The organism is Microbacterium sp. NPDC089696, assembly GCF_044749125.1.
Classification (GTDB): Bacteria; Actinomycetota; Actinomycetes; order Actinomycetales; family Microbacteriaceae; genus Microbacterium.
In genome coordinates this window covers 574,273-595,017 of sequence record NZ_JBIVHF010000002.1, presented here as the reverse complement: position 1 = coordinate 595,017, position 20,745 = coordinate 574,273, and the positions used below count along the sequence as shown (strand labels likewise).

At 71.0% G+C, this 20,745-nt stretch carries 22 protein-coding genes; 12 read left to right on the top strand and 10 right to left on the bottom strand.

Translation table 11 applies throughout. The features are described from left to right. The first annotated feature begins 64 nt into the window (after positions 1-64). Positions 65-475, top strand: a complete 411-nt coding sequence (locus ACIPY8_RS13255) for a DUF6157 family protein (RefSeq protein WP_400818908.1) — start codon at positions 65-67, stop codon at positions 473-475. Between the two features lie 15 nt (positions 476-490). Here ACIPY8_RS13255 and ACIPY8_RS13250 read toward each other — a convergent pair whose 3' ends face one another. Together ACIPY8_RS13250 and ACIPY8_RS13245 are read right to left on the bottom strand one after the other, a co-directional pair. Further along, complete coding sequence (locus tag ACIPY8_RS13250; protein ID WP_400818906.1) at positions 491-1,108, bottom strand: hypothetical protein; 618 nt, start codon at positions 1,106-1,108, stop codon at positions 491-493. Positions 1,109-1,214: 106 nt separating this feature from the next. Next, positions 1,215-2,813, bottom strand: a complete 1,599-nt coding sequence (locus ACIPY8_RS13245; protein WP_400818903.1) for an ABC-F family ATP-binding cassette domain-containing protein — start codon at positions 2,811-2,813, stop codon at positions 1,215-1,217. Positions 2,814-3,120: 307 nt separating this feature from the next. Here ACIPY8_RS13245 and ACIPY8_RS13240 point away from each other — a divergent pair, with 307 nt between their 5' ends. Beyond that, the gene (locus ACIPY8_RS13240) at positions 3,121-3,387 is read left to right on the top strand and encodes a hypothetical protein (protein ID WP_400818901.1); all 267 of its coding nucleotides are present in this window, start codon (positions 3,121-3,123) and stop codon (positions 3,385-3,387) included. Here ACIPY8_RS13240 and ACIPY8_RS13235 read toward each other — a convergent pair. Further along, positions 3,384-4,043, bottom strand: coding sequence for an alpha/beta hydrolase (locus tag ACIPY8_RS13235; RefSeq protein ID WP_400818899.1), 660 nt, complete (start codon positions 4,041-4,043; stop codon positions 3,384-3,386). The genes ACIPY8_RS13240 and ACIPY8_RS13235 overlap by 4 nt on opposite strands. 97 nt (positions 4,044-4,140) lie before the next feature. Between ACIPY8_RS13235 and ACIPY8_RS13230 the strand changes: the two genes are divergently transcribed. Beyond that, complete coding sequence (locus ACIPY8_RS13230) at positions 4,141-4,743, top strand: NUDIX hydrolase family protein (protein WP_400818897.1); 603 nt, start codon at positions 4,141-4,143, stop codon at positions 4,741-4,743. A 19-nt stretch (positions 4,744-4,762) separates the two neighbouring features. Here the strand turns inward: ACIPY8_RS13230 and ACIPY8_RS13225 are convergent, their stop codons facing one another. Continuing rightward, the gene (locus tag ACIPY8_RS13225; protein WP_400818895.1) at positions 4,763-5,830 is read right to left on the bottom strand and encodes a threonine aldolase family protein; all 1,068 of its coding nucleotides are present in this window, start codon (positions 5,828-5,830) and stop codon (positions 4,763-4,765) included. 73 nt (positions 5,831-5,903) lie between these two features. Between ACIPY8_RS13225 and ACIPY8_RS13220 the strand changes: the two genes are divergently transcribed. Continuing rightward, the gene (locus ACIPY8_RS13220) at positions 5,904-7,397 is read left to right on the top strand and encodes an MFS transporter (RefSeq protein WP_400818892.1); all 1,494 of its coding nucleotides are present in this window, start codon (positions 5,904-5,906) and stop codon (positions 7,395-7,397) included. Between the two features lie 75 nt (positions 7,398-7,472). On the opposite strand, the gene ACIPY8_RS13215 is transcribed toward ACIPY8_RS13220, so the two are convergent. After that, complete coding sequence (locus ACIPY8_RS13215; RefSeq protein WP_400818889.1) at positions 7,473-8,114, bottom strand: SDR family NAD(P)-dependent oxidoreductase; 642 nt, start codon at positions 8,112-8,114, stop codon at positions 7,473-7,475. Between the two features lie 114 nt (positions 8,115-8,228). Next, positions 8,229-9,659, bottom strand: coding sequence for a DUF6421 family protein (locus ACIPY8_RS13210; RefSeq protein WP_400818886.1), 1,431 nt, complete (start codon positions 9,657-9,659; stop codon positions 8,229-8,231). 71 nt (positions 9,660-9,730) lie between these two features. On the opposite strand from ACIPY8_RS13210, the gene ACIPY8_RS13205 reads away from it, so the two are divergent. The 3 genes from ACIPY8_RS13205 to ACIPY8_RS13195 all read left to right on the top strand — a co-directional run bounded on the left by ACIPY8_RS13205 (position 9,731) and on the right by ACIPY8_RS13195 (position 11,555). After that, entirely contained in the window at positions 9,731-10,186 is a 456-nt protein-coding gene (locus tag ACIPY8_RS13205) for an Lrp/AsnC family transcriptional regulator (RefSeq protein WP_400818883.1), read from the top strand. Positions 10,187-10,256: 70 nt separating this feature from the next. After that, the gene (locus tag ACIPY8_RS13200) at positions 10,257-10,547 is read left to right on the top strand and encodes a DUF4287 domain-containing protein (RefSeq protein WP_400818880.1); all 291 of its coding nucleotides are present in this window, start codon (positions 10,257-10,259) and stop codon (positions 10,545-10,547) included. A gap of 36 nt (positions 10,548-10,583) precedes the next feature. Then, positions 10,584-11,555: a 1,4-dihydroxy-2-naphthoate polyprenyltransferase gene (locus tag ACIPY8_RS13195; RefSeq protein ID WP_400818878.1), complete on the top strand. Its 972-nt coding sequence runs from the start codon at positions 10,584-10,586 to the stop codon at positions 11,553-11,555. Between the two features lie 13 nt (positions 11,556-11,568). Here ACIPY8_RS13195 and ACIPY8_RS13190 read toward each other — a convergent pair whose 3' ends face one another. Together ACIPY8_RS13190 and ACIPY8_RS13185 are read right to left on the bottom strand one after the other, a co-directional pair. Beyond that, positions 11,569-11,859 carry a DUF4229 domain-containing protein gene (locus ACIPY8_RS13190; protein WP_400818875.1) on the bottom strand — a complete coding sequence of 97 codons (291 nt, stop codon included), beginning with the start codon at positions 11,857-11,859 and terminating at the stop codon, positions 11,569-11,571. Between the two features lie 49 nt (positions 11,860-11,908). Next, entirely contained in the window at positions 11,909-12,793 is an 885-nt protein-coding gene (locus ACIPY8_RS13185; protein ID WP_400818873.1) for a hypothetical protein, read from the bottom strand. A 143-nt stretch (positions 12,794-12,936) separates the two neighbouring features. Between ACIPY8_RS13185 and ACIPY8_RS13180 the strand changes: the two genes are divergently transcribed. The 5 genes from ACIPY8_RS13180 to ACIPY8_RS13160 all read left to right on the top strand — a co-directional run bounded on the left by ACIPY8_RS13180 (position 12,937) and on the right by ACIPY8_RS13160 (position 18,827). Next, on the top strand, positions 12,937-13,917 hold the full coding sequence (locus tag ACIPY8_RS13180; protein ID WP_400818871.1) for a glycosyltransferase family 2 protein: 981 nt from the start codon (positions 12,937-12,939) through the stop codon (positions 13,915-13,917). Beyond that, positions 13,914-15,260: a polysialyltransferase family glycosyltransferase gene (locus tag ACIPY8_RS13175; RefSeq protein ID WP_400818869.1), complete on the top strand. Its 1,347-nt coding sequence runs from the start codon at positions 13,914-13,916 to the stop codon at positions 15,258-15,260. Before ACIPY8_RS13180 ends, ACIPY8_RS13175 begins: the two co-directional genes overlap by 4 nt. Positions 15,261-15,297: 37 nt before the next feature. After that, the gene (locus tag ACIPY8_RS13170) at positions 15,298-16,443 is read left to right on the top strand and encodes a cytidylyltransferase domain-containing protein (RefSeq protein WP_400818867.1); all 1,146 of its coding nucleotides are present in this window, start codon (positions 15,298-15,300) and stop codon (positions 16,441-16,443) included. Positions 16,444-16,539: 96 nt separating this feature from the next. Next, complete coding sequence (locus ACIPY8_RS13165; protein WP_400818864.1) at positions 16,540-17,412, top strand: N-acetylneuraminate synthase family protein; 873 nt, start codon at positions 16,540-16,542, stop codon at positions 17,410-17,412. Beyond that, positions 17,409-18,827, top strand: coding sequence for a DUF6716 putative glycosyltransferase (locus ACIPY8_RS13160; RefSeq protein WP_400818861.1), 1,419 nt, complete (start codon positions 17,409-17,411; stop codon positions 18,825-18,827). Before ACIPY8_RS13165 ends, ACIPY8_RS13160 begins: the two co-directional genes overlap by 4 nt. Positions 18,828-18,876: 49 nt before the next feature. Here the strand turns inward: ACIPY8_RS13160 and ACIPY8_RS13155 are convergent, their stop codons facing one another. Both ACIPY8_RS13155 and ACIPY8_RS13150 read right to left on the bottom strand, forming a co-directional pair. After that, positions 18,877-19,668 carry an ABC transporter permease gene (locus ACIPY8_RS13155; RefSeq protein WP_400818860.1) on the bottom strand — a complete coding sequence of 264 codons (792 nt, stop codon included), beginning with the start codon at positions 19,666-19,668 and terminating at the stop codon, positions 18,877-18,879. Then, complete coding sequence (locus ACIPY8_RS13150) at positions 19,665-20,720, bottom strand: ATP-binding cassette domain-containing protein (RefSeq protein WP_400818857.1); 1,056 nt, start codon at positions 20,718-20,720, stop codon at positions 19,665-19,667. Before ACIPY8_RS13150 ends, ACIPY8_RS13155 begins: the two co-directional genes overlap by 4 nt. Between the last annotated feature and the right edge of the window lie 25 nt (positions 20,721-20,745).

The following is a 20,745-nucleotide window of genomic DNA, read 5'->3' as shown; positions in this document are numbered from 1 at the left end:
CATCATCGCCCGTGCCACCGACATCGGCTCCCGGATTGTCCGAGGTCGGGAGCATGCTGTAGGCATGGCCGCGCACACCACGAACTACCGCACCACGTTCATCGAGGTCGCCGATGACTGCCCGGTCGACCACGCCGAAGAACCGCCCGCCGGCGACAAGCCGACGATCGCGGCACTCCACTACCGCCTGATCTCCGAGCAGCCGTACGGTCGCACCTCCGACGACGTGATCTTCACCACCCATGCGCTGCGACAGGGCATCGACCCCGACGACGCCGCGGCGCGCGAGGCGTTCTTCGCCAAAGGGCAGCCGTGCCTGCGGTCGTCGCCGCTGGGCAAGCGCTACGGCTGGGGCCTCGACCACGACGAGGAGGGGCGGGTCGCCCTCGTGCCGCGCGAGTCCGAGGAGTACGCGCTCCGCGCCGCCGACCCCGCGGTCGCGCACACGCGCGCGATGCGGAGCCGGCGGGCTTAGGCGTCAGTCAGTCAGTCAGCCGGAAAGGAGCGCGATCACGGCCCAAGCTGCGCCGACGGAGATAGCACTCATGATCACGGCGCCGACCCACATTCGCTCCACCGCGAAGCCGATGGCCGCCACGATGCAGGCGGCAGCAAGGAACGCGAGAGTGATCGAAGACCAGCCCGAGGCGATCTCTGGAGCGGCGGTGTCTCCTTGCAACGTGACGACGAACGTCGTACCGAGTGTCAGCAGCACGCTCACCGCGAACGCCAGCCACAGAACGGCAGCGATCCTCTCGATGAGAGCGGCGAGGCTCCCCGGGGCAGTGATCTTCAGGGCGGACGAGAGTTGCTCGGATACTCGAGCAAGGAGTTCAGCATCGTCCGGCAGTCGGCTGAGCTCCCTCATCCGGCGGTCATCTGCACGGAGTCCACGGAGCATCGACGAGTAGGCCCTGACCTCGTCGGCCGTCGCGGCACCGTCGATTGCGATCGCATACCGTCCCGCTTGATCATTGTGACCGTTCTGGCGATACCAGGATACGAGTGCCGTACGCGCCTCGTCGTCGGAGGGATCGTCCGCGAGGCGCGACTTGAACACCCCCAGCTCCTGTGGGCTGAGGGGGAACTCCATCGGGTTGCCTGACACCGGTTCATTATGGCGGGCGCGCATCCGGTTGCGAGACTCCGGTATGCCAGGGAAGGTTCCGTCGTGAGCACCACGACGAAACCTCCCCGAGTCCTCGATCCGAAGGTCAGTCGACCTGCTGCAGCATTCCCTCGGCATCGATCTCGAGCGTGAGGTCGAGATCGAGCCGGGCGAGGAACGCGTCGTCATGGCTCACCACGAGCACCGCGCCCCGATACGCTCGCAGCGCCTCGACGAGCTGGTCGACCGTGTCGATGTCGAGGTTGTTCGTCGGCTCGTCGAGCAGCACCAGGTGCGGCGCGGGATCCGACAGCAGCAGCTTCGCCAGTGCGACCCGGAAGCGTTCGCCGCCCGACAGTGCGGACACCGGCCGGTCGGCGGTCGCCCCGCGGATCAGGAACCGCGCGAGGCGGTTGCGCAGCTCCTTCTCGGGGACGTGCGGCGCGGCATCCGCGATGTTCTCGAACACCGAGCGCGTCTCGTCGAGCCCGTCGACGCGCTGCGGGAGGTAGCCGACCCGCTCCGTGAGCGGCAGCGCTGTGAGCGGACCCCGCGCGCGGTGGTGCACGAGGTCCTCGAGCAGCGTCGTCTTTCCGGCGCCGTTGCGCCCGATCAACGCGACCCGCTCCGGACCCTGCACCACCCAGCTGCGCTCGCCGTCGCCCAGCTCCGCGATGCGCCGACCCGGCGCGACCTGTGGATCCGGCAACTCGATCTTCATCGAGGCGTCGGCGCGGATGCGCCGTCCGGCGTCGTCGAGGGCCGCCCGCGCCGCATCCTCTTTACCCGCGACCTCGGTGCGCAGGCGACCGGCCGACACCTGCGCTGCGCCGCGCCGCCCGTGCGCGATGATCTTGGGCACACGCTTCTCGATCTCCGCCTTCTTGGCGGTGCGGGCCCGGTGCGACAGCTTGACCTCGGCCTCGATGCGCTGTCGCTTCTCCTTGCGGAACTCCTGCTTCGCGGTCGCCTCGGCCTGCCGGGCGGCGTCCTGCTCGGCGTCCAGCCAGGCCCGCCATTCGGAGTACGGCCCGCCGAACACGCTCAGCGTCTGGGCGTAGAGCTCGGCGGTGTCGTCCATGAGCTCGAGCAGCGACAGGTCGTGGCTCACCACGATGAGCGTGCCCTTCCAGGCGCGCACCATCGCCGCGAGCGCGGCGCGTGCATCGCGGTCGAGGTTGTTGGTCGGCTCGTCGAGCAGGGTGATCGGCGCTCGCCGCAGCCGGATGCCGGCGATCGCGACGAGCACCGCCTCGCCGCCCGAGAGCTCGCCGATGCGGCGATCGAGGAAGTCCGGGGAGAGTCCGGCCTCGGCGAGGGCCACCTCGGCGCGCGCCTCGATGTCCCAGTCGTCGCCGACGGCGTCGAAGTGCGCAGGGTCGACGTCACCGGTGCCGATTGCGCGCACGGCGTCGAGGGCCTCGGCCACGCCGAGCAGCTCGACGACCCGGCGATCCACGTCGAGCGTGAGCTGCTGCGGCAGATACGCGACCTCGCCGGTCGTCGACAGTGTTCCCGAGGTCGGGGTGAGCTCCCCGGCCATGAGGCGCAGCAGCGTGGACTTGCCGGCGCCGTTGCGGCCGACGAGTCCGGTGCGGCCGGTGCCGAACGAGCCGGACACGGCGTCGAGAGCCGTCGAGCCGTCGGGCCAGGTGAAGGTCACGCGGTCCAGCGTGACGGAGGCGTGAAGGGTGGGGGTGGTCATGGGGTCTCCTGTCGAGTGCGAGGGTGCACTGACACCGGTCGCCCTGCTCCCGCGATGCGGGGTCGCGAGAAGCGGAGGCCGTCAGAGAGACAGCGGGCGGTGGTCGGCCGTGGAGTCGGCGATCGTCGGGTCAGCGCGCGGATAGAGGAGCGCGGAGGCGACGATTCAGATCAAAGGACTTCCAGACACGGCGGACAGGACTCCCTGACGATACCCGGGCGTGTCGTCATCCGCAACCTCCCGGGCGTGTCGCGACCTCCGCCGCACGGGGGATGCCGTCGCGCGGCGCCTTCCGTACGGTGGAGTCATGGCAGATCGCGAACCGAGCCCCCAGGAGATGCGCACGCGACTGGGACTGGGCGCGGGCATCGCGGTCGGCATGGGGGTCGGAGTGGCCCTCGGCGTCACCTTCGACAACCTCATCCTGGGGATCGGCATCGGACTCGTGATCGGCCTGTCGCTGTCCGTCGCCATCAGTCAGGCACCCTGGCGGCGGGACAAGCGGATGCCGGGCGACGACCTCGAGGAGAGAGAGGACGGCGACGGGGACGCCGGGGAGCCGCCGGTCCGCTAGCCCGTCTCGGCGATGCGCTCCAGCCACTTGGCGAGGAACGCGCGCACGTCTCCGAGCTCCTCCTCCGAGATGCTGTGCGTGAGCCCGGTGTACACCCGCCCGGACAGCTCGGAGTGCCCGGGAAGCCATTCGGCCGTGTGCGCGACGAGCGCGTCGGGGATCACGTCGTCGTGCGAGCCGCGGCCCCAGAAGACGGGCGGGCGGAGTCCGACGAGCTCGGCGTCGCGGGGGAGCTCGCCCGGTGCGACGTAGCCGCTCAGCGCGACCACCGCGTCCACGCGCTCGGGGTCGAGGCGCAGCGCCTGCAGTGCCACGGCGGCGCCCTGCGAGAAGCCCAGGAACGCCACGGAGGAGGCGTCCGCGGCCTCCTCGTCGAGCCAGCGCAGGAACGCTCCGGCCGCGGCGGTCACGCTCTCGGCGCTGCGGCCGTCGAGTCCCTCGATCGGATACCACGAGCGTCCGGGCATCGGCCACGGCGGAGCGAGCGGTGCGGCGACGGACGCCACGGCGATCCGCTCGGGCAGGTACGGGACGAGGCCGAAGAGGTCGTGCTCGTCGGCGCCGTAGCCGTGCAGGAGCACGAGAAGCGGCATCCCGCGTCGCTCACCCGCGGACCAGCGCGTGAGGGCGCCGTCGAGTCTCAGTTCCTCGCTCACGGCTCCATCCTGCCAGGGGAGGCCGACACGGACCCTCCGCGACGTCGTATCCCGGTCGTCGCTGTCGACGCGCGGGCGCGGCTGGTAGAAATGACTCATGGCCGTCCGCACACCCGATCCCGATCCCGAGCCCGACGACGGCATCGGCGGGTTCGGCGATGCGCAGCCCCCCGTACCCGACGCCAACCCCGGCTGGCTCAGCGAGTTCGAGCTCGAAGAGGCGCGACGGCACCTGCCGATGCTCTACGTTGAGGCGATCCCGGTGCGCACCGACGGCTCCGGGCAGGTGACCGAGCTCGGCATCCTGCTCCGCTCCACGCCTCTCGGCGAGATGACGCGCACGATCGTGTCCGGCCGCGTCCGCTACGGGGAGACGATCCGTGACGCGCTGTTCCGCCACGTCGAGAACGACCTGGGTCCCATGGCGTTCCCGTTGCTGCCCGCGTCCCCGCTGCCGTTCACGGTCGCGGAGTATTTCCCGCTTCCCGGTGTCAGCGCGTACCACGACGACAGGCAGCACGCCGTGTCACTCGCGTTCGTCGTTCCGGTGACCGGCACGTGCGAACCGCGTCAGGACGCGCTCGAGGTCACCTGGTTCACGCCCGAGGCCGCGGCGTCCGACGCCGTCGCCGCCGAGATGGAGGGCGGCCGCGGCACCCTCATCCGTCAGGCGCTCGCGAACCTCGGCCTGCTTCGCTGACCTCGACTGACCCCGATGCTCAGGGAGCAGTGAGGCGGGCGAGCTCGGCGACGAACTGGTCGACGTCGGACTCCTCGGTGTCGAAGCCGCACATCCACCGGACCTCGTTGCGGGCGGCGTCCCAGTCGTAGAACCGGAAGCTCTCGCGCAGTCGGTCGGCCACGCCGTCGGGCAGCGCCGCGAACACGCCGTTCGACTGGGTCGGCTGCGTGAACGTCACGCCGTGGACGGAGCCGTCGGCGATCCCGGCCTCGATCGAGCCGCGGAGGCGCTGGGCCATGGCGTTCGCGTGACGGGCGTTGCGCAGCCACAGGTCGCCCTCGAGCAGCGCGATGAGCTGGGCCGACACGAATCGCATCTTCGACGACAGCTGCATGTTGAACTTGCGCGAGTACGTGAGACCGGTCGACGCCTCGGGGTTCAGCACCACGATGGCCTCGCCCAGCATCGCACCGTTCTTCGTACCGCCGAAGCTCAGGACGTCGACGCCGGCGTCGCGGGTGAACGCACGAAGGGGCAGGTCGAGCGCCGCGGCCGCATTCGAGATGCGGGCGCCGTCGAGGTGCAGCGTCATGCCGCGCTCGTGCGCGTGGTCGGCGAGGGCCCGGATCTCCTCGACGGAGTAGAGCGTGCCGAGCTCGGTGGACTGGGTGATCGAGACCACGAGCGGCTGCGCGCGGTGCTCGTCGCCCCAGCCCCAGGCCTCGCGGTCGACGAGCTCGGGGGTGAGCTTGCCGTCGTCGGTGGGGACGGAGAGGATCTTGAAACCGCCGATGCGCTCGGGGGCGCCGCCCTCGTCGACGTTGATGTGCGCGGAGGATGCCGCGATCACGGCGCCCCAGCGGGGAAGCATCGACTGGATGCCGGTGACGTTGGCTCCGGTGCCGTTGAACACGGGGAACGCGTGCACGCCGTCGCCGAAGTGGGTGCGGAAGACCTCCTGCAGGCGCTCGGTGTAGGCGTCCTCGCCGTAGGCGATCTGGTGCCCGCCGTTGGCCCGGGCGATCGCCTCGAGGACCTCGGGGTGCACGCCGGAATAGTTGTCGCTCGCGAAGCCGCGGATGGCGGGATCATGCTGAATGCTCACCGGACAAGCCTAATCGGGCGGCCGAGGGGAGAAGCCCTACCGGATGTCCGAGGCTGCCCCTACTCTCGGACCCATGGAACGCACCGTGGCGAAGACGGCCTTCGCGAACGTTCTCGTCAACACGCTCATCGCGAACGTGACGACGAGCTTCCTGTGGTTCGCGCTCACGTTCTGGGTCTACATCGAGACCCAGTCTGTGCTGGCCACCGGCATCATCGGCGGCGCCTACATGCTGTTCATCGCGTTCTTCGCGATGATCTTCGGCACGATCGTCGACCGGCACCGCAAGCACACCGTCATGCTGCTGTCGAGCGTGGTCTCGGCGGTGGCCTTCCTGCTCGCCGGCGTCCTGTACGTCTGGCAGCCCGAATCGGCGATCCTCGACCTGGGCGGGCCGTGGTTCTGGGCGTTCTCGCTCCTCATCCTGTTCGGCGGCGTGATCGAGCAGATGCGCAACATCGCGCTGTCGACGACCGTGACGCTGCTGGTCCCGGCTGACAAGCGCGCGAACGCCAACGGACTCGTCGGCACCGTGCAGGGCCTGGCGTTCCTCGTGACGAGCGTGTTCTCCGGGCTGTCGATCGGCTTCCTCGGAATGGGGTGGACCCTGGGCATCGCGATCGTCGCGATGGTGCTGACCTTCGTGCACCTGCTCTTCATCCGTATCCCCGAGGGCACGCCGACGCCCGATCCCGAGGCCGCGAGCGCGCTCGACTTCCGCGGCAGCGTCGCAGCGATCCGGCTCGCCCCGGGGCTCTTCGCCCTCATCATCTTCTCGACCTTCAACAACCTCATCGGCGGCGTCTACATGGCGCTCATGGACCCCTACGGGCTCACGCTGTTCGACGCGCAGACCTGGGGCTTCGCGCTGGCCTTCGCGTCGACCGGATTCCTGATCGGCGGCGGCGTCGTGGCCAAGTTCGGCCTCGGGAAGAAGCCCATGCGCACGCTGCTCCTGGTGGTCATCGCGATGGGCCTGCTCGGCTCGGTGTTCATGTTGCGGGAGTGGTGGCCGCTCTACGTGGTCGGGATGTGGATCTACATGGCGCTCGTGCCGCCGGTCGAAGCGGCCGAGCAGACCGTGATCCAGAAGGTCGTGCGCTTCGACCGGCAGGGCCGCGTGTTCGGCGTCGCCGCCGCGATGGAGGCGGCAGCCGCACCCGTCACCGCGTTCCTCATCGCGCCGATCGCGGAGTTCGCGGTCATCCCGTACATGGAGTCCCGGGCGGGGCAGGAGCAGTGGGGATGGCTCCTCGGCGACGGGGACGCGCGGGGGATCGCACTGATCTGCCTCTTCGCCGGACTCGTCATGGTCGTCGTCGGCACGCTCGCGTTCTTCACCCGCTCGTACCGCAAGCTCACCGACCTGTACGCGAACGCGCCCGAGCAGGATCTGCCCGGAGACGGCGCGGACGCAGAGGGAACGGACGCCGAGGGAACGGACGAATTGAGCACGGGCGGAGCGGCGTCTGATGACGTGGATGCCGTCGCTCCGAGCGTCTCACCCCTCGACGCACCGGCGCCCGTGCGCGGGACGCCGCCGGAGGTCCCCGACGCGCGCCGCTGACGAGAACGGCCGATCGGACGGTCGATCGACGAAGCGACCGACGAAGCGACCGCGTCAGTCGTCGAGCAGACGGATCTAGTCGAGCAGACGGACCTGATCGTTCAGCGCGGCGGCATCCTCGTCCCAGAGCGCCACGATCCGCGGCGCGAGGGAGGAGGGATCCAGCGCCTTCGCCCGGTAGACGACGGACGCCGCACGCAGAGGCTGGTCGGCGTCCCGGGCGGCCTTGGCATAGCCCTGCGCGACGGCACGCGCCCACGCCTCGCTCGCCGCCTTGACCGCGGCGTAGTTCGCACCTCCCGCGAGCGGACGCCCCACCGCGGTCGACGAGACGATCGTGAAGCGTCCGGCCTCCGCAGCGCGCAGCAGCGGGTCGAACGCCCGGCTGGTCGCCCGCACGGCCTCGAGGGCGGGCAGCAGCGCGGCGAAGTCGTCGTCGGACTGGCCGGCGAGCCCGCCCCCGCCACGCCAGCCGCCGACGAGCGGGATCACCGCGTCGACGGCCCCCAGCCGCGAGGCGAGATCGGCCATCGCGTCGAGCGACGTCGCGTCCGCGACCTCGACCTCGGCTCCGAGAGCCGTGAGCGGCGCGAGGCGCTCCACCGATCGACCGGTCGCGACGACGCGGGCCCCGGCCTCGATCAGGGCGGACGCCACGGCGATGCCGGAGGCGCTGGTGGCCCCGGCGAGGACGATCGTGCGGTCTGCGACGCTCATGCTCTCCACTCTCGCGGATCAGAACGACTTCTGCGGCCACGGCCCCCTGGCGTGGCCGCAGAAGTCTCGTCCGGCCGTCAGATCATCGGCCGGAACCCCGGAAATGCGCTCGAGTCAGTCGTCGTCGCCGCGGATGCCGACGGTCGACTCGATGACCGGCTTCATCTTCTTGTCGAGGGTCTCGAAGAACATCGACAGCGGGAACTCGTCGTCCATCACGGCATCCGTGTAGCCCTTGGGCGCGCCGGCGAGGATCTCGTCCGACAGGCCGCGGGCCCACTGCGAGGCCGGGTGCGGCGTGAGCGTGCCGCGCACCAGGTCGTAGGCCGCGAGCCAGTGGGCGACCTTCGGGCGGTCGATCGAGTGCCAGTACAGGTCATCGATCGCATCGCCCAGGGCCACGACGGCATCCGGCACGGCGTCCCAGTCGAACGCCAGGGCCGTGTCGGTCCAGTGCAGCACGCCGCGCTGGTGCAGCCACGCGAACAGCAGCTGTCCGCCGACGGCGTCGTAGTTGCGCACCCGCGTGCCGGTGATCGCGAAGCGGAAGATGCGGTCGAAGATCACCGCGTACTGCACGAGACCGGCGTGGTCGTGCATCTCGCGCTCCGCGTCGGTGAGCTCCTCGCCGGCCTCGATGCGCGCCGCGAGGGCTCGTTCGATCTTCACCGACTCGCGGAACGCCGTCATGTCGCAGCGCATCTCCTCGAGCGAGTAGAGGAAGAACGGCATCCGCTGCTTGATCATGAACGGATCGAACGGCAGGTCGCCGCGCATGTGCGTGCGGTCGTGGATGATGTCCCACATCACGAACGCGCGCTCGGTGAGAGCCTGGTCGTCGAGCATCGCGGCGGCGCGCTCCGGAAGCTCGAGGTTCGTGATCTCGGCGGCGGCGCGGGTGACGCGACGGTAGCGTGCGGCCTCGCGGTCCTGGAAGATCGCGCCCCAGGTGAACGACGGGATCTCGCGCATCGCGACCGTCTCGGGGAACAGCACGGCGGAGTTCGTGTCGTACCCGGGGGTGAAGTCGACCAGGCGCAGCGAGACGAACAGCTTGTTGCCGTAGTCGCCGGCTTCGAGGGCGGCGATGAACTCCGGCCAGATGGTCTCGACGAGGAGCGCCTCGACGAGGCGATCGCTCGACCCGTTCTGCGTGTACATGGGGAAGACCACGAGATGGCGGATGCCGTCGACGCGGTGCTGCTGCGGCTGGAAGGCCAGGAGCGAGTCGAGGAAGTCGGGAACGCGGAAGTCCTCCGAGGCCCAGCGCTCGAAATCGATCACGGACGCGGCGAGGTAGTCGGCGTCGTGCGGGAACGCCGGAGCCAGGGCGCGGATCGCGCCGACGATCGCCGACACAAGCTCGCGGGCGGCGGCGTGGTGCGCGGCGTCGGGGATCGAGCCGTCCTTCACCTGCATCTCGCGGATCGCGATCGCGGCGTCCTTGAGCTGCGCCCACGCGGCGCTCTGCTCGGCGACGGACGCGTCCTCGACGACCTCGGGTTCGCCGACGATGGCCTGAGAGTTCAGGGTGGGAGTGGACATGGAACCTCCGATCGCGAGTATTGCCGTAAAAATTCCGGTCATTATGGAATCCTGACGATAATCTTACATCCATGGATGATGCTGTCGACCGATCGATCCTCGCCGCGATCTCCCGTGACGGCCGAGCCACGCTGGCTCAGCTGTCCGAAGCCGTCGGCCTGTCCGTCTCGGCCGTGCAGTCGCGGCTGCGACGGCTCGAGAGCCGCGGCGTGATCACGGGCTATCGCGCCGTGCTCGATCCCGAGCAGGTGGGGGCGCCGCTCTCCGCGTTCATCGAGATCACCCCGCTCGACCCCGCCCAGCCTGACGACGCCCCCGACAAGCTCGAGCACCTCACCGCGATCGAGGCGTGTCATTCGATCGCCGGCGATGCGAGCTACATGCTGTTCGTGCGCGTCGCCACGCCCCGCGACCTCGAGGAGCTCGTGCGCGACATCCGCCTCGCCGCGAACGTCAACACGCGCACGACCGTGGTTCTCCAGACCTACTACGAGCACCGCCCGATCATCACCGTCGCCGAGGCCTGAGCGCGGGGTGGTGCGCGCGCCGGTCGCACCGCGATACTGAGACCGGCATCCACCGACCCCAGGAGCATCCATGTCCTTCCAGGCGTACCTCGACAAGGTCGAGGCCCAGACCGGCCTCACCCCGCGGCAGTTCATCGAGCTCGCGGCGGAGCAGGGCTTCGACGAGACCACGAAGTCGACGGTCGTGCTGAACTGGCTCAAGGAGGAGTACAGCCTCGGGCACGGACACGCGCAGGCCATGGTGCACGTGATCCTCAAGGGCCCGAAGATCAGTGACAAGCACGTCGGCACGGGCGGAGCGCACGGCGACAAGTCCGACACGCTCTGGCTCGACGGCAAGGACAGCAACCCCAACCCCTGACGGGCGGGGAGAGCCGCGGCCAGTAGGATTCCCTGCGTGGCAGCATCCTCCCAGCGCAAGAAGAGCACCAGGTCCCGTCGCACGCCGGCACGCGCGAGCGGCAACCCCGCCAAGCGCCCGGTCGTCGAGGCCGGCCCGGTCACGGCGCGCGACTGGATCGGCGCCGCCCGGCTGCGCACCCTGCCTCTCGCCGTCGCCCCCGTCGTGATCGGCACGGGAGCCGCGCGCAGCACCGGACCGGAGTTCCACTGGGTCATCGCCCTGGCCTGCCTCGCGGTCGCCGTGCTGCTGCAGATCGGTGTGAACTTCACGAACGACTACAGCGACGGCATCCGCGGAACCGACGCCGTGCGCGTCGGACCCGCGCGTCTCACCGCCTCCGGTCGCGTGAAGCCCCGCACGGTCCTGGTGATCGGACTCGTGTTCTTCGCTCTCGCCGCCGCGGTGGGCGTCGCGATCGTCGTGCGCACCGGCCAGTGGTGGATGCTGGCGATCGGCGCCGCGTGCATCGTCGCCGCCTGGTTCTACACGGGCGGCAGACGCCCTTACGGCTACTTCGGCCTGGGCGAGGTCTTCGTCTTCGTGTTCTTCGGCCTCGTCGCCACACTCGGCACGACCTGGGTGCAGATCTTCGCCCTGCCCTCGCAGGCGTGGCTCGGAGCGGTCGCCGCGGGGCTCTTCGCCTGCGCCGTGCTGCTCGCGAACAACCTCCGCGACATCGACCAGGACCGCCTCGTCGGCAAGCGCACGCTCACGGTGCTGATCGGTCGCCGCGCCACGCAGGTGCTGTTCACGCTGTTCGTGCTCGCACCGTTCGGCATCCTCGTCTTCCTCGCGCTGCTCTACCCGATCGGATGGATCGGTCTGCTGGCGCTCCTCGCGGGGGCCCCGGCGATCCTCATCGTGTGGACGTACCGAGAGGCGAAGGAGCTCGTGATCGCGCTGGCGCTCACCTCGCTGACGGCGCTGCTCTACGCGGGTGCGCTGTTCTGGGCGTTCGCGGGCTGACCCGGGGTCGGCGTCAGGGGCGGTCCGACTCGTTCGAGTCGATCGCCGCGTCCTCGGCATCCGCGTCGGCCTGCTCTCCTGCGGAGCGGCCGGATCGACGCTCCTGGATCCGCGCGGACGCGTCGGTGAGCGGGGTGCGCAGGAACAGCATCGAGATGCTCATGCCGATCAGGGCCGCGAAGATCGCGGCGAGCCACCAGAACTCCCGGAAGATCGGGAAGAAGAACCAGAGGATGGCGAGCGGGACGAGGAACGCCAGCAGCCGGAGCACGGTGTAGACGAGGAGGGGCGCTGGTTTCTTCACGCCCCCAGTCTACGTTCGGGTGCTGAGCAGCCGGCTGGGACGGTGGGAGTCAGAGGCCGAGGGCGCCGAGCGGGATGCCGCGCACGACGCGTTTCCACGGGTGCTCGCCGAGCGTCCACAGCAGACGGGCGTCCGGGTCGAGCGCGAGGTCCTCGCAGCCGACCGGGAGAGGAATGCGGCTCCGCGTCAGGGCGTCGCGCGTCCCCGTCCACAGCGCGCCGGGGCGCAGGTGGTCGGACTGCGACACGAAGTGCCGGTCCCCCCACCGCACCGCGCCCTGCATGCGGGGGATGCCGGGGGAGAAGCGCTCTCGCTCCGTGAAGCCGCCGTCGTCCTCGGGGATGTCGAACTCGGCGATGCGTCCGGTGTCGTCGGGCGTGTACTCGCCGATCAGCACGCGGCGCAGCGGCGTCCCATCGGCGTCGATCACCCGTCCGAGGTACGAGCAGCGCAGGTCGATCGGATGCACGCGCGTGCGTTCGGCGACGAGCGCGCTGACCTTCGGCCCCTTGGGCGATGCTCCGGCCAGCCGGCGCGCCTCGGCGCCGTGCACGCGACGGATCCGCGACAGGTCGAACTCCCACACGCCCCGTCGTGTGGCCGCGACGAACAGGCGGTCGCCGAACCAGGCGATCCCGCCGGCGTGGATCGGCGCGGGCTGCAGCACGCCCTCCTCCTCGACGGCGAGCAGCACGTCGAGGTGCCGGGACCGGTCCAGGTCGACGAGGGCCACGCGCGAGGCGAGGTGGTGTCCGTCGAGACGCTGCCGGAACCAGCTCACCGCCAGCGTGCGACGGCCGTGCCACACGCCGAGGTCGACGCCCTGCGGATACCAGCGCCGCGTCCACGAACGAGCGGTCAGCCAGCGCAGGTCGACCGCGGTGCGCCGCTTCTGACGCACCGGGCGCCAGGTGGTACCGAACGGCCAGAGCATGCCCTCCATCGTGGTCGATCGCGACGGCTGATGCGAACCGAGTCGTGCCGATGCCGGAGCGAGTCACCCCGCGTTCACCTGCAGGTCGCCGACCGGCAACGAGCGCCTGACACCATGCCGGGACCGTCCACCCCGGGAGATCCGTGCGCACACCCCTCGTCACCGTCATCCTTCCTGCGAAGGACGCCGGCGCCTACATCGGCACGACGCTCGAGACGCTGACCCGTCAGTTCGACGATCCGGCCGCTCTGCAGCTCGTGGCGATCGACGACGGGTCCCGAGACGACACCGGGGCGATCATGCGGAGGTATGCGGAGCGGATGCCGCATGCCACGGTGATCGCGAATCCGCGGCCCCAGGGCCTCGCGACGGCGCGCAACCAGGGACTCGCGCACGTCGAGGGCGAGGCGTTCACGTTCCTCGACGGCGACGACTGGATGCAGCCGCAGCGCCTCGCCGTGCTCGCACGCCGCCTGCAGGATCACGACTGCGACCTCGTGCGCACCGACCACGTGACCGTCACGGGGAGCCGGCGCGTCCTGGTGCGGGCGCCGTTCGCGTGGCGCGAGACCGTCGCGCCGCCGCGGGACGCGATCCTGCCCGAGGACGAGCCGACCATGGTCGACTACCCCTTCGCGTGGGCGGGGCTGCTGCATCGCCGCGTGCTCGACCAGGGGCTCGCCGACTTCACCCCCGGTCTGTTCACGGCCGAGGACCGCCCCTGGATCTGGCGGCTGCACCTGCACGCCCGCTCCTTCGCCGTGGTGGACGCCCCCGCGCTGCTGTACCGGCGGGGCGTCTCGACCTCCCTCACGCAGGTGCGCGACCGACGGCAGCTCGATTTCGTGACCGCGATGGGGGAGGTGCTCGACATCGTCGAAGCGGATGCCGAGGCCGAGCGCTTCCTGCCCAAAGCGGTGTGGACCGTGCTGGCGCTGAGCTCGCGTCATCTCGTGCGTGCTCGTCGCATGACGCCGTCGCTGCGGTCGGAGATGCGCTCCGGCATCCGCGACCTCCTCGGGCGTCTGCCGCGCGACGAGTCGTCCGCGGTGCTGCGACGGCTCGACGGCCCGCGGCGTCGCGTGCTCGCATCGCTGCTGCGCACCGTGGGGCGTGCCGCATGACCCAGCTCTTCGCCCTGCACAGCGCCTACGGTCTCGCGACGGCGGCCGCGGCGATCGACGGCGGTCTCCTCGGCGAGCACGGCGACCGTCTGCTCGTGCCCTTCGTCTCGGCACGCGTCCCCGAGACGACCGTCGGCATCGCCGCGGATCCCGCGCTCGCACGGTTGCGTTCGCGCTTCGATCGGATCGAAGACCTCGATGCGCTGCTCGGCCCCCTGCATCCGAGCTCCTGGGCTCCCGACGACGCCGACCTGCCCGTGCTCGAACGGCTGATCACCCGCGCCTGGGACCTCGACCCGGACGACCTGGAGCTGCTGGTGCAGAGTCCGCAGGTCGCCCCGGCGCGCACGCTGATGGCGCTGTTCCCGCGGGCGCGCCTCACGATCATCGGCGACGGGCTCATGACGTACTCGCCGATGCGGGTGCGGATGCCGCACACCGTGACGGCCCGGATCACGCGGGTCGTGCACGCCGACGTCGTGCCGGGCGTCGCGCCCCTCGTCGCCTCGCCGCACGCGGAGACCGTGCCCGTGGCCCCGGAGCTGTTCCGGCGGGCGCTGGCCGATGCCGCGACCGACGAGACTGCACTGCCCGAACCCGCCGACGGCCGGGACGTGCTGGTGCTCGGGCAGTACCTCGCCGCGCTCGGCCTCATGACGGGCGCGGAGGAGGTCGCGCTGCAGCGGGACATGATCGACCACGCCGCGCTCCGCGACCCGCGACGCATCGTGTTCAAGCCGCACCCCTCGGCGCCGCCGCGCGTGACCGACGCGCTGCGCGAACGGGCTGCGTTCCACGACATCGAGTTCCTCGAGTACCGGGGAGCCCTGTCGGCCGAGCTGCTCGCCGAGCGCCTCGACGTGCTCGCCGTGATCGCCGGGTTCTCGACGGCGCTGCCCACCGTGCGTGCGCTGTTCGACCGCGACATCGACGCCGTCGGGACGGATGCCGTCCTGCGGCGCCTCACCCCCTACGAGAACAGCAACCGCATCCCCGCCACGATCGTCGACGCGCTGACCCGTGCGGACTCGCCCTACCGCGAGCCCGCCCTGCTGCAGCTGCTGATCGACGCGGTCGGCTACGCGATGCAGCCCGTCGTCGCGGGGCACCTGCGCCCCCGCGCGGAGCGCCTCCTCGACGGCATCCGTCCCGCAGACCGCGACCGGTACTTCTCCGCGCAGCGGCTGATCGAGCTGGGCCTCCCCGGGGCGCCGGAGCAGAGTCTCGTGCAGCGCGCGATCCGTCCGGCCGGGGGCGTCGGCCGCGTCGAGGAGCTCAAGCTCACGGCGCTCGGAGCCCGGCGACGGGTGGGGCGCGCGTGGCGCGCGCTCCGCGGACGGTGACGGCCATGGCGAGAGACGACGGACGAGAGGAGACCGCATGACGACGGTCGCGATCATCCCGGCACGCGGCGGATCGAAGGGCGTGCCGCGCAAGAACGTGCAGCGCGTGGGGGGCGTGCCCCTGGTGGAGCGCGCCGTGCGCACCGCGCTCGCCGCCGAGGGCGTCGACCTCGTGGCGGTGTCGACCGACGACGCCGAGATCGCGGCGGTCGCGTCGTCCGCCGGCGCCGTCGTGGTCCGGCGCCCCGCCGACATCTCGGGCGACGCCGCCTCCTCCGAGAGTGCGATCCTGCACGCCCTCGACGAGCTCGAGGCCGACGGGCACCGCATCGACATCGTGGCCTTCCTGCAGGCGACCTCTCCCTTCATCCCCGGTGACGCCCTGTCGTCGGCGGTGCGCGAGGTGCAGGCCGATCGCGCCGACAGCGTGTTCTCGGCGTTCGAGACGTACGGCTTCCTCTGGGGACGCACCGGTGACGACGCGGCCGTGGCGCTCAACCACGAGGCCGGGCACCGCCCCCGTCGCCAGGACCGCGAACCGCACTACCTCGAGACCGGGGCGTTCTACGTGTTCCGCGCCGAGGGGTTCCGGGCCGCGCGGCACCGGTTCTTCGGGCGCATACGCATCGCCGAGGTGCCCGAGTGGACCGCGATCGAGATCGACGACGCACAGCAGCTCGAGATCGCCCGCGCGCTCGCCGCGCTGCACGAGGCGCCCGCGCGCATCCCCGTGCGGGCCGTCGTGACGGATTTCGACGGCGTGCACACCGACGACACGGCCAGCGTCGACGCCGATGGCGTGGAGCGCGTGCGCGTGAGTCGTGAGGACGGCATGGGGGTCGCTCTGCTGCGTCGTGCCGGCATCCCGATGCTCATCCTGTCGACCGAGGTGAACGCTGTCGTGCGCGCCCGGGCGGAGAAGCTCAAGGTGCCCGTGCTGCACGGCATCGACGACAAGGAGTCCGCACTGCGCGGCTGGGCCGAGGAGAACGGCCTCGACCTCGACGAGATCGCCTATCTCGGCAACGACGTCAACGACCTGCCGGCCATGCGGATCGTGGGCTGGCCCGTCGCGGTCGCGAACGCGCACCCGCGGGTGCTCGCGGAGGCGCGGGTCGTGCTCACCCGGCGGGGAGGCCACGGCGCCGTGCGCGAGCTGATCGAACGGGTGTTGCCCGCCTGACCGGTGCCTGACGGGTGCCGGTAACCCTCCTGTCGCACGGAGTTCACCCTCGGCGCGTACCCAGGACAGAAGGCCATTTCGACGACCGGAGGAATCATGACTGTCAGCATCGGATCGCGTGTCATCGGAGGCGGTCGTCCCGCCTACGTCATCGCGGAGATCGGCCTCAACCACAACGGCGACGTCGAGATCGCCAAGCGCCTCATCGACGTCGCCGCCAAGGCGGGCGCCGACGCCGTGAAGTTCCAGAAGCGCACCCCCGAGATCTCGACCCCCGAGCACATGCGCGACGTGCAGCGCGAGACGCCGTGGGGCACCATGACCTACTTCGAGTACCGCCACCGCATCGAGTTCGGCCGGGACGAGTACGTCGAGATCGGCGACTACGCGACGATGCGCGGCCTCGACTGGTTCGCATCGCCGTGGGACGTGCCGAGCGTCGACTTCCTCGAGGACCTCAACGTCGTCGCCCACAAGGTCGCCTCCGCGAGCCTCACCGACACCGAGCTGCTCCTCGCGCTGCGCGAGACCGGCAAGCCCGTCATCCTGTCGACCGGCATGTCGACCATGGAGCAGATCGACCGTGCCCTCGACACTCTCGGCACCGACCGGGTCGTGCTCATGCACGCGACGTCGACGTACCCGCTCGAGCCCGAGGAGGCGAACTTGCGCATGATCGCCACGCTGCGCGACCGGTACGCCGGGGTGCCCGTCGGGTACTCGGGCCACGAGCGCGGGCTGCAGATCTCGCTCGCCGCCGTCGCGCTCGGCGCCGTCGCGGTGGAGCGCCACATCACGCTCGACCGCACGATGTGGGGCTCCGACCACGCGGCGTCCCTCGAGCCCACCGGCCTCGAGCACCTCGTGCGTGACATCCGCGTGATCGAGACCGCTCTCGGCGACGGCGTGAAGCGCGTGTTCGACAGCGAGCGCGCCCCCATGGCGAAGCTGCGTCGCGTCACCGCATGACCGTGAGCATGCCCCAGGCGCTGCGCGTCGTCGCGATCGCCGATGCCGACTCCTTCGTGAAATGGTCGGCATCGCTGCTCGGCGGCGTGCCCGGCATCCGTCCCCATCTGCTGCTCGTGCAGACGCCTCTCACCGCGAGCGTCGAGCAGCAGCGGACGGCGCTCGCCGGAACCGGGCTTCCGGAGTCGGCCGTGACCCGGCTGTCGTTCGGCGAGACGACGGGATGGCTCGAGGGCCAGCGCCCCGACGTCGTGCTGCTCGCCGGCCGCGGACCGTTCGTGCGTCTGCTCGGCCGCGTGATCGACCGCCTGTCGCGGCGCCCGGTCGTGGTGGCCGGGCTTCCGGGGATGGCGATCCCGGCGCAGCGCGGAGCCCTCGACTACCGTCGGCACGCCGACCTGCTCGTGGTGCACTCGCACCGCGAGGAGCGCGCGTTCGCCGAGCTCGGGCGTCGCATCGGCGTGACGCTGCCGACCGCCCTCGCGACGCTGCCGTTCGCGCGCCCGCGTTCGCGCATGCTCGCCCCCGACCGGGCCCGCGTGCTCGCCGGGGAGCAGACGGCGCGTCCCGGCGGCACGCTGCTGGCCGACCGTCCGGAGCCGTCGACCGACACCGGAGCACGGCGTGCGGTGCGCACTCCCGCCACCGACATCGTCTTCGCCGCGCAGGCCCTCGTGCCGATGGACCGCGAGGATCGGGCGGAGATCGCGGCGACGCTCGTGCGCGCGGCGGAGGCCGATCCGCAACGGCGGGTCGTGGTGAAGCTGCGCTCGCGTCCGGGGGAGGCGGAGACCCATCTCGAACGCGACCCGTACCTCGACCTGCTCCCCGCGCGTCGTCCGGAGAACCTCGTCGTGTCGTACGACTCGATGGCGCACGCTCTCTCGACCGCGGCGGGGCTCGTCACGGTGAGCTCGACGGCGGCGATCGAGGCCACAGCGCTCGGCGTGCCGGTGATCGCACTCGACTCCTTCGGCGTCAGCAAGGGCCTCCTGAACACGGTGTTCGTCGGCAGCGGTCTGCTCGGCGGTCGCAGCGAGGTCGTGGCCGGGCGCTTCCGGCAGCCCCACCGCGACTGGCTGCGCGACAACTACTTCCACCCCGCGCGGGAGTCGACGTGGTGGAGTCGGGTCGAGGAGCTCGTGGCGCTCAGACGGGCCGGGGCGCTCCCCGCGCGGACCGTGCCCGCGGCGCGCGGCGGCTCGATGCACGAGGCCTGGCACCGTGTGAGCGTGCTCGGACCGGAGGACCGGTCGCTGCGCGGCGCGGCGGCTCTCGCGCTGGGCGTGCCGGCGACCGCGGCGATCTCCCGTCTGCGACGCGGCCGGACGACGGTCGACGGCGGCACGTGGGCCGACGCCTCGACGGACTTCACCCTCGAGCCGAACCCGTTCCACGACTCGATCCGCCGCTGAGCGCGAGCCCGGAGCACGGGAGCCGGAGCCCCCGGACCGACTCCGAGTCTCAGTTGCTGCGGCGGATCGCCCGCACCCCGACCACGAGTCCGACGACGGCGACGGCGAGCGCGGCGATCCAGCCCCACAGCACCGTGATGTCGCCGAGGTCGCCGGCGAACAGCGCGCGTTCGGCCTGCACGACCCAGTTCACGGGGTTCACGGTCGCGACCGCCCGCATCCACGCCGGGCCGTCGTCGAGCGGAAGCAGCATGCCGGACAGGATCAGCAGCGGGAAGATCAACGACTGCTGCACGCCCCAGAACAGCCACTCACGGTCCTTGGTCGCCAGAGCGAGGGCGTACGACAGCGACCCGAGTCCGACGCCGAAGACCGCGAGCAGCGCGAGTCCGATCAGCAGGCCGGGCACGTGGATCGCGAAGCCGAAGGGCCAGGCGATCAGCACGATCACGAGCGCCTGCACCACGATCGGCGCGATCTCCTTGAGCGCGCGCCCCACGAGCAGCGACGAGCGCGCGAGCGGGGCCACGAGGGTGCGCTCGTGCGAGCCGGTCATCATCTCGTACTGCAGGTTCGACCCCGTCGCGCCGGTGCCGAAGAGCACGATCATCACGAGCACGCCGGGCACGAACCACCCGAGCGTCTCGCCGACGGGCTCGCCGGAGCCGCCCACCAGCAGTGGCGCGAAGAGTCCGAGGAACACGAGAGGCTGCACCAGGCTGAAGATCAGCGTGAACGGATCGCGGAGGGTGGGACGGAGCTCGCGCGTGAGCACGTGACGGGTGTCGCGGGCGAGGCTCGGGCGCACGAGGGTGTCGGTGGTGGTCGCGGTGCGGTTCATGAGAGGACTCCCGTCGGGTCGGTGGTGGTCGCGGTGGTGGTCGCGGTCGCGGTGGTGTCGGTCGTGTCGGATGCCGAGGCGTCGCCTTCGCCCGCCTCGCGCAGCGTGCGGCCGGTGAGCGCGAGGAAGACGTCGTCGAGAGTGGGCGGCACGCCGGTCGCCCGGTGCACGAGGATCCCCGCAGCGTCGAGGTCCCGCACGATCCGCGGCAGGAGGCGGTCGCCGTCCGGGGCTGCGAGCGTGACCGTGTCGGCCTCCAGGGTCGTCTCGGCGTCGCTGATCCGCGCGATCACGGGACGCGCGGCCGCGGCATCCGTCTCGCTCGCGAAGCCGAAGCTCAGCACGTCCCCGGCGAGCGTGGCCTTGAGAGAGGTCGCGTCGTCGTCGGCGATGATGCGTCCCCTGTCCATGACCATGACGCGCTCGGCGTAGCGGTCGGCCTCCTCCAGGTAGTGCGTCGTGAGGAAGACGGTCGTGCCGTGCTGGGTGCGCAGGTCGAGGATGTGCTCCCAGAGGTTCGCGCGACTCTGCGGGTCGAGGCCCGTGGAGGGCTCGTCGAGGAACAGCAGCGGTGGGGCGTGCATGAGCCCGAGCGCGATGTCGAGGCGCCGCTTCTGCCCGCCGCTGAGCTGCTGCACCGTGCGGGTCTGGAACGAGCCGAGGTCGAGGGACTCGATCAGCTCGTCGGCCCGCCGGATGCTGTCGCGTCGCGTCATGCCGTAGAACGCGCCCTGGCTGAGCAGCTCGTCTCGGACGCGCTGCGCGAAGCTGCCGCTCGTGAGCTGTCCGACGTAGCCGATCCGGGCGCGCACGCCCGCGGCATCCGAGCGGATGTCGTGGCCGACGACCCGCGCCGTGCCGGCGGTCGGCGGGATCAGGGTGGTGAGCATGCGCAGGCTCGTGGACTTGCCGGCGCCGTTGGGACCGAGGAAGGCGACGAGCTCGCCGCGTGCGGCGGTGAAGGTGAGGTCCGTCACGGCTTCGACGGGTGCCTTCTTGACGGTGAAGACCTTGGTCAGGCCTTCGGTTTCGATGAGGGGTTCGTTCGTCATGTCTCGACGGTAGGAGGCAATCAGG